12 protein-coding genes are annotated in these 15,477 nt (G+C 43.1%); 10 read left to right on the forward strand and 2 right to left on the reverse strand.

Annotation, left to right across the window (positions count from 1 at the left end; all coding sequences use genetic code 11):
• Positions 1 to 218 precede the first annotated feature (218 nt).
• Positions 219 to 818: an START domain-containing protein gene (locus MUCPA_RS30825; protein WP_008511874.1), complete on the reverse strand. Its 600-nt coding sequence runs from the start codon at positions 816 to 818 to the stop codon at positions 219 to 221.
• Positions 819 to 961: 143 nt separating this feature from the next.
• On the opposite strand from MUCPA_RS30825, the gene MUCPA_RS30830 reads away from it, so the two are divergent.
• Positions 962 to 2,176, forward strand: coding sequence for a hydroxymethylglutaryl-CoA reductase (locus MUCPA_RS30830; RefSeq protein ID WP_008511876.1), 1,215 nt, complete (start codon positions 962 to 964; stop codon positions 2,174 to 2,176).
• Between the two features lie 76 nt (positions 2,177 to 2,252).
• Here the strand turns inward: MUCPA_RS30830 and MUCPA_RS30835 are convergent, their stop codons facing one another.
• Positions 2,253 to 3,491, reverse strand: a complete 1,239-nt coding sequence (locus MUCPA_RS30835) for an IS4 family transposase (RefSeq protein ID WP_008503844.1) — start codon at positions 3,489 to 3,491, stop codon at positions 2,253 to 2,255.
• A 92-nt stretch (positions 3,492 to 3,583) separates the two neighbouring features.
• Here MUCPA_RS30835 and MUCPA_RS30840 point away from each other — a divergent pair, with 92 nt between their 5' ends.
• From MUCPA_RS30840 to MUCPA_RS30875, 9 genes are all read left to right on the forward strand, one after another.
• Positions 3,584 to 3,775, forward strand: coding sequence for a hypothetical protein (locus MUCPA_RS30840; protein WP_040626703.1), 192 nt, complete (start codon positions 3,584 to 3,586; stop codon positions 3,773 to 3,775).
• Positions 3,772 to 4,743, forward strand: a complete 972-nt coding sequence (locus MUCPA_RS30845) for a UbiA prenyltransferase family protein (protein ID WP_008511878.1) — start codon at positions 3,772 to 3,774, stop codon at positions 4,741 to 4,743. Before MUCPA_RS30840 ends, MUCPA_RS30845 begins: the two co-directional genes overlap by 4 nt.
• On the forward strand, positions 4,740 to 7,358 hold the full coding sequence (locus MUCPA_RS30850; RefSeq protein WP_008511880.1) for a PEP/pyruvate-binding domain-containing protein: 2,619 nt from the start codon (positions 4,740 to 4,742) through the stop codon (positions 7,356 to 7,358). The genes MUCPA_RS30845 and MUCPA_RS30850 overlap by 4 nt, the downstream gene beginning before the upstream one ends.
• Positions 7,358 to 8,446 carry a DUF3419 family protein gene (locus MUCPA_RS30855; RefSeq protein WP_008511883.1) on the forward strand — a complete coding sequence of 363 codons (1,089 nt, stop codon included), beginning with the start codon at positions 7,358 to 7,360 and terminating at the stop codon, positions 8,444 to 8,446. The genes MUCPA_RS30850 and MUCPA_RS30855 overlap by 1 nt, the downstream gene beginning before the upstream one ends.
• On the forward strand, positions 8,443 to 8,811 hold the full coding sequence (locus tag MUCPA_RS39080; protein ID WP_233276809.1) for a hypothetical protein: 369 nt from the start codon (positions 8,443 to 8,445) through the stop codon (positions 8,809 to 8,811). Before MUCPA_RS30855 ends, MUCPA_RS39080 begins: the two co-directional genes overlap by 4 nt.
• Positions 8,812 to 8,813: 2 nt before the next feature.
• Complete coding sequence (locus MUCPA_RS39085; protein ID WP_233276810.1) at positions 8,814 to 9,116, forward strand: diacylglycerol/polyprenol kinase family protein; 303 nt, start codon at positions 8,814 to 8,816, stop codon at positions 9,114 to 9,116.
• A complete protein-coding gene (locus MUCPA_RS30865) occupies positions 9,109 to 10,119 on the forward strand; it encodes a hypothetical protein (protein ID WP_008511887.1) in 1,011 nt (336 codons plus the stop codon). Before MUCPA_RS39085 ends, MUCPA_RS30865 begins: the two co-directional genes overlap by 8 nt.
• Before the next feature lie 30 nt (positions 10,120 to 10,149).
• Entirely contained in the window at positions 10,150 to 11,691 is a 1,542-nt protein-coding gene (locus MUCPA_RS30870; RefSeq protein WP_008511889.1) for an AMP-binding protein, read from the forward strand.
• Positions 11,692 to 11,949: 258 nt separating this feature from the next.
• Entirely contained in the window at positions 11,950 to 15,447 is a 3,498-nt protein-coding gene (locus MUCPA_RS30875) for a TraB/GumN family protein (protein WP_008511891.1), read from the forward strand.
• Positions 15,448 to 15,477 lie beyond the last annotated feature (30 nt).

The raw sequence follows: 15,477 nt of genomic DNA on the forward strand, positions 1-15,477 counted from the left end.
AATTTCAAACTATTTATTGTGCTGCAAATTTAAGGAGATTGAAAGTTTTTGAGTTAGTTAAATTACTGGATAGTGTATTAATGACACTATCATTAGATTTATGATGATCGTAGATGGAGTCAGACGCAGGATGCTCGTCCGGGTGATAAAGTGGTTGCAGTTTGGTGATTGAGGGGGGCATTAGACCTATAGCGCATTTGCCTGCTGAAATTTATTTTTCACTTTTCTACCAGAGCTTTTAATTTGACAAAGGTATAATACGGAGCCACAGTTGCTGTATAGTTAACCAGCCATGCCGGGATGGAACCACCCGGATCAACACTTAAGGTATAATCAACCCTGATGCGGTTGCCGGGCAAGCTATTTACCTTATAGGTACCTACGGAGTAAGGCACCCTCACCAAATTCGGTTTAGCGGGTGTCAAGTTCGGCATACTCTTTACGGTTATAGTAAAGGTGCCCAGGCTATCAGTAGCAACCGCCAATTGAACGGTTGCATCCCGGTTACTTGCCGGCCAGGGAAGCGCTATTTCCGAATAATAATAAAGTGTATCCTTATTCTTCCGGCTGATCTGGTACGATCTTATGGTTTTATACACCCAGTTTTTATGATCTTTTACGTTCTGCAATACTTTAACCAGCTTTTCGGCTGGGGCATCAAATTCGCATACCACCCTGATTTCCTTGTATTTTTCGCTGCCCAGCATCCTGCTATAAACCGCTATACCGTTCTCATCTTTTCTTAAGGTCCATTTTTCCTGGGCATAGCAAATAATCTGTGATATGAGTAAAAGAACCGAAACCCCAATTTTTTTCATGCCGATTTTTAATAATTTATGCCCCGATAGGATACCTAAAAATCAACATATAAAACGATAATGCATACCACAGCTGCTAAATTATTATTTTCGGTTAAAATAAATTATATATCTTGTACGCTGTAATATAACCAAAATTATAAATGGCATCGTCGAGTGATAAATCCATCAGGGCATTAAAATCCTTAAATGCTTTAAAAAATGTGGATACCTTGATAGACAATATCAAGAACAAGCCTCTGCCTACAGAAAAAGGCGATAGCCTTCCCGGCGAATTATCCGTTACCGGCGAGGGTATCAAAAAGCGGCTTGAATTTTTATCAGGCAAAACAGGATATCAATTTAAATACCTCACAGGCAACGAATCCTTTACCCAATTCCAGCATTTAGAAGGTAATATCGAAAATTATATAGGTATGGCTATGGTGCCCACCGGCCTCATAGGCCCGGTAAGGGTTACTGGATCGGCCGCCAACGGCGATTTTTATGTGCCGCTGTCTACAACCGAAGGCGCGCTTATCGCGTCCTATCACAGGGGAGCAAAAGCTTGTTACCTGGCTGGTGGGGCCACCTCTGTTTGTTTAGTAGAAGGTGTGCAACGGTCGCCCTTGTTTAAGTTTGCCAATTTAGGCGAGTTGGGTACTTTTTTAATTTGGCTGTTCGGGCAACTGGAGATGTTTAGCCAAATAACCGAAAAAACCAGCCGGTTTGGCAAGCTAATGGATATGAAGCCCAATATTGAGGGCAATCACCTGATACTCACTTTTGAGTACCACACCGGCGACGCGGCAGGGCAAAATATGGTTACCATTTGTACCGACGCGATATGTAAATATATTGTTGAGCATGCACCGGTAAAACCACAATTTTGGTTTATTGAAAGTAATTACTCGGGCGATAAAAAAGCTACGGCATTATCTTTTAGCAATGTTCGTGGAAAAAAAGTAACTACCGAGATCATTTTACCACAGCAAATAGTGATCGATATATTACGGACAATGCCCCAGGCGATGGCCGATTATTGGCAATCTTCAACCGTGGGTGCCATCCAGAGCGGATCTATCGGGGCGCAGGGGCATTATGCCAACGGGCTTACGGCTTTGTTTCTGGCAACCGGCCAGGATGTGGCCTGCATTGCCGAAGCTGCCGTAGGCATAACACGCATGGAACTGACCGCCAACGGCGACTTGTATGCCAGCGTAACGCTGCCTAACTTAATTGTAGGTACTGTGGGCATAGCCGTCAATTTAAGTAGCTGTACTTATATATTGTTGATTTTCAGTAATTTAATTTTTAGGCGCGGTTTGCCCGCATGGGCAAACCTATGTATTTTTACTCTCATATTTTTCGTTTTTTAAGGCGGGGAGGTTTAGATGGCCCCGCCTTTCTTATTTTTGTTTAACTATCTAAATATAGTATTTAAATATCTAATAATCAAATACTTATTACAATTTCTTCTATTTTTAACCTATGTTTTCTGTGCTCTTTTGAAAGGTGCTTTAAGTTTAATTTCTCCAACAGAGCTAACCACTTTGAGCATATCCCTAAAAGCTGCGCTCGCAATTCTTCTTTCGTAGAAGCGATTAGTCGATGCACCTTTAAAACACTAATTTGACCTATCTTACCGATAGCCATGCATATTTTCCAACTCAAAACTGCCCAGATCAACTTACTGTATAATATACTGGTTATACGATCCGAACTTCCTTTGGGGAACGTGTGTATCTTTAAAAACGACTTCCATGCTTTAAAAACCAATTCTATCTGCCATCGCAGGTGATATAACTTTTGGATCAATTCAGCGCTATATTTTTCGCTCACCAGGTTGGTAACAATAAAGTTAAACCCTGCCCGCTCTTTGAATCCCTTACTGGTGGTACTGCCTTTCTTCTTATTGTACTTTTCAGTATTGGCTATCCGCCTTGCCTTGAGCTCTTCACTTACCGGTTCTATTATTATCCTTACCGGCATTTTATCAGCTCCGATATATACCTGTTGATCAAATACGCCGGTTATGCCTTGTAGTTTCGACAACTCTAACTTTTGGTATTGGTCGTCCTTTAATAGGTAAATCGTTGTTTTCGGACATAATTTATTAATAAAGAAAGCTTTGACTTTGTTAATATTGTTCATATAACTCAAGTGAGTGTAACCCAGATCTCTCATATATAATACCCCCGGCTGAATTGATGCCTTGTCCAGATGACTCTCACCCTGGTCATTTGCGTTGGCCGGAGTTACTTTGATATCGCTTTTACCACTTTTGATTTCAAATTCAAATTGTACAGATGCTCCCGCTTTCATCCCACTTCCTTTTGTTCCGGGGAATGTCTCTGCAATAACTTCCGGCAACGCGAAACGGGTGGAATCTTTGATACGGATCTCCAACCCTTGTGTTTGTTCTTGCGGTAACTCAACTGCTATTAATTGCTCAAAAACGGCTTGTACAAATTTTGTCATATTGCTGTGATGTCTTTGATGCAATGCCTGCTTCGAAATATCAAGCCCATCCCTCCGCATTAACTGCATACTCATGCCGTTAAACGATTGATCTCCATCAAATAACGCCATATCCAATAGTTCCTTGCCTCCCACTTTTCGTTTGCGTTGTATAGCCTCTGTTTTACGGGCCAGGCCATCTAACACCGTTGGTTCAAATAGTTCCGAACTCATTCGCTCGAATAATGACTGCAATTTTGCAGTTCCGATTCTTGCTCTAAAAAAATTTTATCCCTTTTTTTTCTAAAGTTGACGGCTATGGTACTGTGGGGGGAGGAACCGGTCTGCCTACACAAAAAGAATGCCTGGAGCTGATGGATTGTTACGGAACGGACAAATCCAAAAAATTTGCTGAGATCTGCGGAGCGGTAGTACTCGCCGGCGAGCTTTCTATAGCGGCGGCCCTTTCTGCCGGGCATTTTTCGGCGGCTCATCAAAAATACGGAAGAAAGAAATGAGAAGGGCTGTGGTGGAATCTCCATTCAGTAAACCCGAAGAAAACAGCGCTTCGTTTTTCCGCAGGTTTTATCTGTATCAAAAGGAAAGATTTCCCTTTCTGGGCCATGGCTTACTGGTGGCTTGCTTCAGCTTTTCGGCAATAGCTTATTCGCGCATCTGCAGGGGGGCGGCAGGCTTTGTCGGTACAAAAATATTCCTCAGCGGCATCCTGATCACGATAAGTCTTTTTTTGCTGGTACGTATCTTCGACGAATTTAAAGATGCCGAAGATGATGCCCTGTATCGCGGCGATTTGCCTGTACCGCGTGGCCTGGTGTCACTCCGCGAGTTGGGTTGGGTTGCAGTGGTGATCTTTGTGATGCAAATCAGCGTTATTCTGTATTGTTATCCTCAAATGCTATGGCTTTATTTATTGGTGATTGCCTATTTGCTGTTAATGGGCAAGGAGTTTTTTATCGCCTCCTGGCTAAAAAAGCATCAGTTTTGGTATGTCACTTCACACATGTTCATTATACCATTGGTTGATATGTATGCCAGCGGCCTGGACTGGAAGCTGGCGGGTGCTAATCCTGCCAGGGGATTACTCTTTTTCTTCGCGGTATCTTATATGAATGGTATTGTTTTGGAAATAGGCAGAAAAATCCGTGTTCCGGATATGGAGGCCGAAGGAGTGTTAACCTATTCGGGGCTGCTCGGTGCAAACAAAGCGGTGCTGCTTTGGCTGTGTGTGCTGGTAGTTACTTTATCATTAAGTATTGCCGCGAGCCTGTTTGCCGGGTATGGCATGATCGCTTTTATTGTTTTGGGCTGCGTGTTTATTTTATGTTCGATACCCGCTTTTATTTTTTTAAGCTGGAAAACCCCCAAAATGGCCAAAGGTATTGAACTCGCCTCGGCTTTATGGACGATGGCTATGTATTTAACCTTAGGCGGCGGACCCATGATCTCAAAACTCTTTTTTAAATGATGTATCCACTTATCGCCAAAAAAGAATCGATCAATAACTTTAGAATCGGTGGCAAAGCCGCTAATCTTTTCCGGCTTGTGGAGTTAGGGATACGGGTGCCTCAGTTTGTTGTGCTGCCTTGCGAAGTTTTAACAACGATTTTGTCGCCGGCCGGTTCAAATATTGATCGCCAGGGCACGCTATCTCTTTTGCAACAAGTTGAGATACCTCAAAGTATCGTCAAGGATATTCTTTCGCACTTTCCCGGCGCTACCTATTTCGCGGTGCGCTCATCGGCGATGGATGAGGATGGTTCGGATTTTTCGTTCGCCGGGCAGTTTGAGAGTTATTTGTATGTAAGCGCAGACGGGCTTGCCGAAAAGATTAAAAGTGTTTGGTGTTCGCTTTTTTCGGATAGGGCGACAGCCTACCGCGAAAATAATAAGCTGCCGGGTGGCAATGGCATAGCTGTGATTATCCAGGAAATGCTGAATGCCGACGTGGCGGGAGTGGCGTTTGGCATCAATCCTGTTAACGGCGATCAGCACGAGAAATTAATTAATGCTGTTTATGGTTTGGGGGAGGGCTTGGTTTCGGGTGAATTAAATGCCGACCTGTACTCCGTTACCAATGGCAGGATAACGAGCCAACTCGCCGAAAAAACACACCAGGTGGTGCCGGATCTGATGCGGGGAAGCGGTATAAAACAAGTTGAGGTAGCCCAGGAAAAGCAAAATATACCGGCGTTAACGGATAAACATATCTTCGAGCTGGCGAAAGTGCTGGATCTGCTCTGTGTTGAATACCAGGCTCCGCAAGACATTGAGTTCGCTGTAAGGGATGAACAATTGTATCTGTTACAAGCCAGGCCGGTTACTGGTAAGCATGGCCAGGCCGACTCGCCCGAGGGATATACCGTTTGGGATAACAGCAATATTATCGAGTCGTACCCCGGTGTCACCACGCCGCTCACTTTTTCGTTCATCAGCCAATCATATCGTGGGGCCTATCAATTGTTTTGCAGCTATATGGGGGTAAGCGATAAGGCCATCAAGAAGAACGAACGCGTTTTTGCCAATACCCTGGGCCTGATTAACGGAAGGGTTTATTATAACTTAAAAAGCTGGTACCACATGCTGGCTATGGTTCCGGGCTATAGCATTAATGCCCGTTTTATGGAAAGTATGATGGGCGTTAAAGAGCGATTTGATGTGCCCGAAAGTTACCGCCTCCCTAAAAGAAAAGCCTTTTGGCAGATCATCAAAATGGCCGCCCGGATGTATCTGCGATTTTTGACGCTGCCCCAAAAAAGAAGAGCGTTTTTAGCGCTTTTAAATACCACCATTGCCGATTATAAAAAGATCAACTTTGGGGAGAAAAGTGCCTACCAACTGATGCATCTCTATCTCGCCTTTGAAAGTACCTTGTTAAACGAGTGGAAGGCGCCGCTGATTAACGATTTTTTTGCCATGATAGGTTATGGGAGTTTGCAAAAGCGTTGCCAAAAATATGCTATCAGCAAAAATCCCAATATTCATAACGATCTGCTTTGTGGCAGCAGCGACATCATTTCTACCCAACCCATACACCGTTGTGTGGCGCTGGCCACGCGGATTCATGATGATGCTGAATTAAAAGCCTTATTTCTGTCGGAAGGTGAAACCGGTATTTGGGAAAAGCTATGCCGTGATCAACGGGAAAAATACTGTACGTTAAAAAGCGAAATCGACCGGTATATTGAGGATTTTGGCGAACGCTACATAGGTGAATTAAAGTTGGAAACCATATCCTACACGCAAGATCCGGCTAAATTTATCAGGGTATTAAAAGCCTATGTAGAAACAGAAATAACGATAGCGAGCACATCGGGTAAAATTGAAGAGGAGATCCGCAGAAACGCAGAACAAGAGATAGCCATAGCCCTTAAAAACAAGTGGTATAAGCAATGGAAGCTAAAACGTAACCTCAAAATGGCACGGCAACTGGTAAGCGCTCGCGAAAACCTGCGCTATGAACGTACCAGGGCCTTTGGCATGGTACGTGAAATGTTCTCGGCCATAGGACAGCGATTTTTTTCGGATGGAATTATGGATAATCCGCGCGATATATTTTATTTAACCAAAGAAGAAATTTGCGCGTTTATTGAGGGAACCTCGGTTACACAAAACATCAGGGCCTTGATTGCCTTGCGGAAAAAAGAATTTGAAAATTACCAAACACAACAGGCACCGTCAGAACGTTTTTCCACTGTGGGTACGGTATACCAGGCCAATAATTTTTTTGACAAAACTAAGATTGAGAAGGCAGATGGTATGCTCAAGGGGATAGGTTGCTGCCCGGGAGTGGTAAGGGCGCGGGTTAGAGTGATAACGGATCCAACCCAGGTATCGTCGCTGAAAGGCGATATTTTGGTTACCTCGAGTACCGACCCTGGTTGGGTTACACTCTTCCCCAGCGCTTCGGGTATTATTACAGAGCGGGGAAGTGTGCTAAGCCACTCGGCCATTGTATCGCGCGAGATGGGGAAGCCCTGCATTGTGAGCGTGAATGGCCTTTTAAGGACACTTAAAACGGGCGATGAAATTGAAATGGACGGAAGTACGGGCATAATCACAAGGATAACGGGCGATAATTGATGGACGAACTGACGAAAAAAGTTGATTTTAACATCATCCGGTATGCCAATTGCTGGGAAGATGCGGATATCCTGCTCCAGGGTTTATCGCCAGCGGCAGGCACTAAAATACTTTCCATCGGCTCGGCGGGCGATAATAGTTTCGCGCTGTTGGCTACCCATCCCGCAATAGTGGTAGCCGTGGATATCAACAGGATACAACTTCATTTGATCGAATTGAAAAAGGCCGCTATCCAAGCCTTGGATTATGCCGAAGTATTACAATTTTTAGGCTTTGAGCCATCATCTCAAAGGCTTAAAATGTTTAATAGCTTTAAAGCCGGGTTGAGCACCGAAGCGCGGGCCTATTGGGAAGCAAAAAAAACTATTATAGAGACAGGGGTAATTTATGCAGGCAAATTTGAAACGTACTTTAAGTTATTTACCAGCCGCATTTTACCGCTTATCCACTCAAAAAAAACGGTGGCCCAGCTATTCGCCATTAAGACTCAAGTCGAACAGGAAGCGTTTTTTAATCAGAAATGGAACTCCTGGCGGTGGAAACTTCTATTCAAAATATTTTTCAGTAAATATGTGATGGGACGCTACGGGCGCGACCCGGAGTTTATGAAAGAAGTTGATGTATCAGTTTCCACAACCATTTACAACCAAGCCTCGGCTCATTTAAAATCGGCAGAAGCCCAGCAAAACTTTATCCTCCATTTTACGCTCACCGGAACTTTTGGGACACTGTTGCCCTACTATCTCCGCGAAGAAAACTTTGCCCTTATTAAATCAAATATCGATCGCCTGGTTATCAAGGAAGGTTACGCGCAACAAGCCATTGGTGACTATGGAAAGTTTGGAGCCATGAATTTATCTAATATATTTGAATATATGGATAAAAGGACCTTTTCGGCCGTGGCTGAAGCCCTGGTAGCCGGCACAGAGCGGGGTGGTAAGCTGGCGTACTGGAATTTAATGGTGCCACGACGGATATCACAGGTTTTTGCTGAAAAAGTAAATTATGAGCGCGAACTTTCAACTGAGCTAACCAAAAAAGATAAAGGTTTTTTTTATAACCAAATGATTATCGATACCATTAAATGAGGGAAAATATCATCAACAGCTTGGTATTGGCGGGTTTGTTTTTGGCGCTCTTCGCGATAGGCGAATTACTTTATCATCAAACCAAAATGAAGGCCGATGATACCCGAAAGGTGATACATATTGGCACGGGCTTGTTAACCATGTTGTTCCCGGTAATGTTGCAGAGCCATTGGTTTGTTTTGTTGCTGTGTGCCAGTTTTGGTTTAATCCTTTTTACAAGCCTGAAGTTTAATTTGCTGAAATCGATCAACGCTATCGATCGTGTTTCGTACGGCAGTTTGTTATACCCTGTTGCGGTTTATGCCTGTTTTTGTGTTTATACCTGCCACAACAATAACTACCTGTATTTTTCCTGCCGGTATTAACCATGGCCATTAGCGATCCGGTAGCGGCTGTATTTGGCAAAAGATGGCCCTACGGCAAGTTTTATGTGCTGAAAGATAAAAAAACATTGGTGGGGTCATTAGCTTTTTTTTTATCGGCCTGTATCGTTAGTGTTATTTTATTTTACTTTCTGCCGCAAGGCCAATATGGTTTCGCCCCGGTATGTATTGTTACCCTTTCATCTGCTGCGATAGCTACCCTGGCAGAGGCTTTCAGCGCAAAGGGTTTTGATAACTTAACCATCCCGGCGAGTGTGGTATTTGTTTTAACTTTATTGGATGTTTGAGATTGTAAGAACAATTCCGGGAGATAGCAATTTTAGCGACTTTGAGAATTTTATCAAAGAAGTATATCCTGCAGATAGTCCGGCTCATCAAATTGCCGAAAGTATTAATTACGAATACCTGGAAGCCGGATATCTTGTTAAAGTTAACGGACATACTTATTGCAGGGCCGCTTTATACCATAATCCGCACTTGTATTATAGAAGTTTAAAGGCATCCTCCATAGGTAATTTTGAAGCAGTGGATAATCCGGCGCTGTCGGCTGAGTTGATTAAGCAGATCGCCCTACACGCAAAACAATCGGGCGCTCAATACCTCATCGGCCCTATGAATGGCAGCACCTGGGATAATTACCGTTTCAGCGTGGAGCATAACTATCCGCCCTTTTTTTTAGAGCCGTATCACCACCTGTATTATAACAGGCATTTTCTGAGCGCCGGCTTTAAGGTCATAGCCAATTATTACTCGAGTATCGAAACAGACCTTGGGTTTAATAACCCCGCGATGATGCAAAGGGAAGCGGAGTTCAGGCAAGCCGGGGTTGTAATCCGGGACCTTGATATGGCCGGATTTGAACAGGAACTTGAAAAGGTTTTCGCGTTTAACTCGCTTGCTTTTCAATCCAATTTGCTGTATACCCCTGTTACCAAAGCCGATTTTATCCGGAAGTACGCCCAAACCAAACGCTTGATAGATCCCCGCATGGTGTTAATGGCCGAAGATGCCCAGGGCAACCTGATAGGTTATTTTTTTTGTATTCAGGATTTTTACAACCGGAAGCGTAAAACCCTAATTGCCAAAACCGTTGCCCGCCATCCGGATAAAAAATGGAGCGGTATGGGGCATGTTTTGGGGAATATCATTTGTAAAAGGGCTTTCAATGATGGTTACCAGGCTATCATCCACGCCTTTATGTATAATGAGGGTACATCCAATACCATGTCGAAAAACTTTGCAGGCAACCCGTACAAAAATTATGTTTTAATGGGGATGGAACTATCCTGAAAATTGCCGGATTTTAAATGGTCACACCGCATGAGCAATAATTACGAAGCCTTTAACATTACAGATTTGTTTTTTGAAGCGGCAAAAAAACATCCGCTTAAAACGGCAATTATTGCCCAAGGAAAGCGGATCCATTTTGGCGGCCTTGCGGCTGAGGTTGAAAGAACCGCCCAGTATTTTTTAAAAAAAGGCATTGGCAAAGGCGATAGGGTATTGGTATTTGTACCAATGGGCGTCAACCTGTACCGTATTGTGCTGGCCCTGTTTAAGATTGGCGCTACCGCGGTTTTTCTGGATGAGTGGGTGAGTAAGCAAAGGATGGAAGAATGTTGCAAGGTGGCGCAATGCAAAGCCTTTATTGGTATTGCCAAAGCGAGGATATTGGCTTTTCTTTCGGCCGAATTAAGAAAGATACCGATTAAATTGGGTGTGGGTTATAAGGAGGCAGGGCCGAAGATGCCAATCCCGGTTACCACAACGGAAGATACAGCATTAATTACGTTTACCACCGGTAGCACGGGTACCCCTAAGGCGGCATTGCGTACCCATGGTTTTTTGTATCACCAATTTATAGCGCTTCGCGAGGAGATAAAGCCTGCCGATGCAAATGTAGCCATGGTAGTGTTACCTATTGTATTGCTGATTAATTTGGCAACGGGTACCACGTCGGTTATTACCGATTTTAAGAGCAGCAAACCCAATTCGCTCAAGCCGGAGCAAATCATTAAAGACATTGAAACCTATTCGGTTAATCTGATCATCGCGTCGCCTTTTTTTGTGAAGAAGCTTTCGGAATACATCATCCAAAACCAAATTTCAATTGCCGGGATGGAAAAGATTTTTACGGGTGGGGCACCTGTGTTCCCGGCGGAAGCTGCAATTTATAATGAAGCCTTTCCTAAAACAACCATACAAATTGTCTATGGATCTACGGAGGCGGAGCCGATTAGTTTAATTAACATTCGTCGCTTGTTAACATTGAATGATCAAATTTTTAACGGGCTAAACGTAGGCCGCGTAGCTGAGTGTGCCCAAGTGAAAATTATCCAAATTTTGGATAAAGTAATTGAACTGAATACTGAAGGCGAATTAACGGGTATCACGCTGCCGGTTAGCCAGGTTGGCGAGATTATAGTAAGCGGCAAGCATGTGCTGAAGCAATATTTTAATAACGATAAGGCCCTAAAAAGGAATAAAATTTTTATTGCTGATGAGTGCTGGCACCGGACAGGCGATAGTGGCTACCTGAATGCCGCTGGCGATTTGTTTTTAACCGGAAGATGCAATACCTTGATTGAAAAAGACGGGAAGATGGTTTATCCTTTTATTTATGAAAATTATTTTCAATCGGTGGATGGTGTGGAGGTAGGCACGATGGTGCTGCTGAAAGACCGGATCACGGCGGTTATCGAACTCAAAAACCGGCGCAAAGATAAAGATGTAAAGAATACCCTTATGGCCGACGATCAGATTGAACAAGTAGTTTTCCTGGAAAAAGCACCTCGCGATTTAAGGCATAACTCCAAAATTGATTATCAAAACCTGGCAACAGTTTTAGAGAAACTTGATTGATAAATTACAGGATATTCAAAAGCCTGGTAATGAACGATCGCTCTGTCGTTAGGGACGTGCACATCAATAATTTAACCCTACGCCCAGGCTGGTGTGCCACTTCCCTCGCCATCAGCATCATTCCATCCAAATTATATTTAATGTATAGTTGCTGTTATCAATTATACTTACCTTACAATTAGTGTATTATTTATGAGGTATTAATTAAAAAAGAAGCTTATTTTTAGCTGTCGCCTTAAACAAGCGCCGTTCAACCTTATGCTTTATCAATCACAATCTGCCAAACCTGGTAACGTTATCAAATTCTGCCTGTTTATTTTTTTTCTGGCGTTAATCTCCATCCCTGCGTTTTCGCAAAACAAGTCCAATTATAGTTTGCTGTGGCGCATTAGCGGTAAAACCTTAAAGCAACCCTCGTACCTGTTCGGCACCATGCACGTTAAGGATAAGCGGGCTTTTCAGTTTAGTGATTCGGTGATGCTGGCCTTGCAGCGTTGTGAAGCCTTTGCCCTGGAGGTACATCCGGATACCTTGCTTTATGATATGTTTACCGCCATTGATAAGGATGATAGTAAAAGAATACGCGAGATGCTTACCGATGAGCAGTATAAAGAGTTAGCCAAACGATTTGAACAAAAAAATGGCTACCCCATGGGCGAGATTAACTCCCTGGTGATTGAAAACCTGATTGATAGGAAAAAACCAAAGCCTGATGATAAAAATACTTTTGTGGATGCCTACTTACTGGGTATAGCCAATACGCTGGGCAAAAATGTTAATGGATTAGAAAAATCGAAAGACCAGGTTAATTTTTTTGATGATGCGGATAAGCTTAAAAGCAGGATTGAGTATTACCTGGATGGCAAGGATACTTTGGCTGAGGATGCCGAAATGGATAAGTTAACTAACCTTTACAGCAAGGGTTACCTGGATGATATTTATAAATACCTGGATGAGAATAACGCGTTCGACTCTGTGTTAATTGCGCGGAACAAGGTGATGCTGAACAGCATGCTGCGCATTATGGCCACAAAAGCCATGTTTACAGCCGTTGGGGTGGCGCATTTGGCAGGGGGCGACGGCTTGATAGCCTTGCTTCGGAAAAATGGATATACAGTTACCTGTGTAAATGCATCCTTTACCGGAGTGAGCGATCAGTTTAAGATCGACCAGTCCAGGTTTCCGTGGACAACCTTTACCTCGAAAGACGACGGCTACACGATGGAAGTACCAGGCCCGCCAATGATAAGAGATGCTCACGAAAATAGCTTTAAAATAGTGATCTATCCGGATATGGTTAACGAATTATATTACGGCGCCTATGTGATCCCGATGCCGTCAAACGGAAAGGAGAGTAATTTACAGGCGGTTGAAAACGGTGTTAAGCGCTATAAAGCGAGTATGCAAGGCAAACTTATAGATGAGAAAATTATCAGTGTAAACAATTTGCCCGGTGTTGAGCTGGTAGTTAAAACCCAGGAAACCACCATGCGCATGGAGTTTGTTGCAAAAAATAACCTGTTGTACTGCTTATATCTTGGCAACCGGGCTGATGCTCTTCATCAGCCTGATGCAAATCGATTTTTCAAATCTTTACGAATATTCCAGCGTACAGAAAAGCCCGCTACTCCCTGGATCAATTATAAAAATCCCGAGGGGGCTTTTTCTGTTTCGCTACCGGTTGTACCGCAGTTATTTAATAAGGAAGTGCCCTTGGCTGCAGGCAGCGACCTTGGCCCATATCTATTGCATATTTACTCATCTGCCGACGAAAAAAATAAAATGGAATACCTGGTCCGCTACAACGATCTTCCAACCGGAATGTATATGTTTGGTGAACAGGCTGCTTTCGAAAGTATATTTCAAAGTTTTAAGGGTGCAGGTGGCTTTATTGGCAAACCTGTTAAAATACAAAAGGATGGTTTTGAAGGTAGATCGGTAAAACTGACTTTCAGCAACTTTAACGCAGAAGCTAATATTTATATCCGGGGTAACCGGCAGTATTTTTTGTTAAGGCAAAGCACCGTAGCAGGCGGCAAAGTAATGCCGAAGGATGATTTTTTTAACTCCTTTAAGTTTACAGATTACCAGGATGCACCGTCTTTTATTTACAAACCTGCTGATGAGAGCTTTAGTATCGATCTGCTCTCTAAGCCGAAAACTAAAAAAGATTCTATCGGCAATACAACCTACCTGCAAAACTCAATCACCACTTTGGCAACTAACCCGGCATCGGGCGCAGTGTATGGTGTAGAGTACCTCAAAATCGCCCCTTATTACCGGGCCGAAAACGTGGATACCCTCTATAAAAATGTAATTAATAAATTATTGAGCTATACGGATACGTTGTTAAAGGTAGATACTGTATTATTTGATGGCCACAAAGGGCGCGAGTTTATTACTCAAACTAAAAATAGCGCCCATAAAAAACGGCACCGTTTGTTTATCGATCAACAATCCATGATCCTTTTAACAGGTTACATGAATAGTGATGAATACTTTAGCGCCGCAAGTAACAGGTTTTTTAACTCGTACGTTAAGCTGAAAGACGCAGCGCCATTTGATATCAAGGCTTCAAAAGCAGATAGGATACTGGGCGATCTTCGGTCGCCGGATAGTACAATCACCAAGTCCGCCAAAGGGGCTTTAAATTATTATGATTTTACAGATACTGAGCTTCCCTCTGTTTACGCCGCGCTAAAAAGAAGCTATCCTGATGATACACTTTACCAGGGTATTAGGCATAAACTCATCAACAAACTCATCAAATGCCATAACGATTCTACCTTAAATCAGTTAAACGTTCTCTACCATGCTACTAACACACCTGACGAGTTAAAACTGGCGGTTTTAAGAGTTTTACCAGTTATCGACAAACAAAAAGGTTACCCTCTGTACTTTGATAATTTAACAACAACTCCATTTATCAAGCTGCAAGAAAACTATGAAGCATTTTTACCTTTACAGGATTCTTTGGAATATGCGGCGGCTAACTTTAACCGGATTATGCCTCTTTTAAAGCATCCGCAATACCGGCAGCGGGTGTTGAGCTTGGCTGTGAATTTGCTTGGGGATAAAAATAATGCATTTGCCGACCTGATTAAAAGTAATTATCAGGAATTGACAAGCTATAACGGCCAGGATATAGACAGTTACTTAACTGATACCGCAACCACCGCTTACAATACCTCGGTATATTATTATTTGCAACTGATGGAGAAAGTGCCTGGGCACCCTGATGTGGATAGTTTTACTGCGAAGATTATCAAAAAAGGACGTGCTGGATCTCAGCTTCTGAATGCCGTAAGCGCGAGGATAGCAAACCATCTCGCAGTTCCGCCATCTGTTCTTAATTTGTTGTTAGATAGCATTGGCACGCGATATGATGTAATGGCCGCATACAACAAGGTTAATCAATTAAATAAAGTGCCTTTAAAATATCGCACGCCAGCGGAGTTTGGCCGCGTGTGCATGTATAACTATGTGGGAGAAAATTCTGACGAAGAAGCCTACCCGGATAAAGTAAGTTTTTTAGGAACTGTATCCTATCAGGGAGTATCCTATTATGTTTATAAATTTAGGCAACTGCTTAGTGATGAAAGCCGCGACATTATTGGCGTATACAAACACCACAAAATAGGGGCAGCCGGTCTTGATTTTAAAAAATACAATTGTTTTGCCAATTGGAGTTCCAAAAAAGTTAATTGGCAACTTCAGGCCCAAAAGATGATAGCCGAGTGGAAAAAGCAAAAATAATTTCCAGGCGACTGTATTGGTTTTCAAGTT

Origin of the sequence: Mucilaginibacter paludis DSM 18603 (genome assembly GCF_000166195.2) — a bacterium.
GTDB lineage: Bacteria > Bacteroidota > Bacteroidia > Sphingobacteriales > Sphingobacteriaceae > Mucilaginibacter > Mucilaginibacter paludis.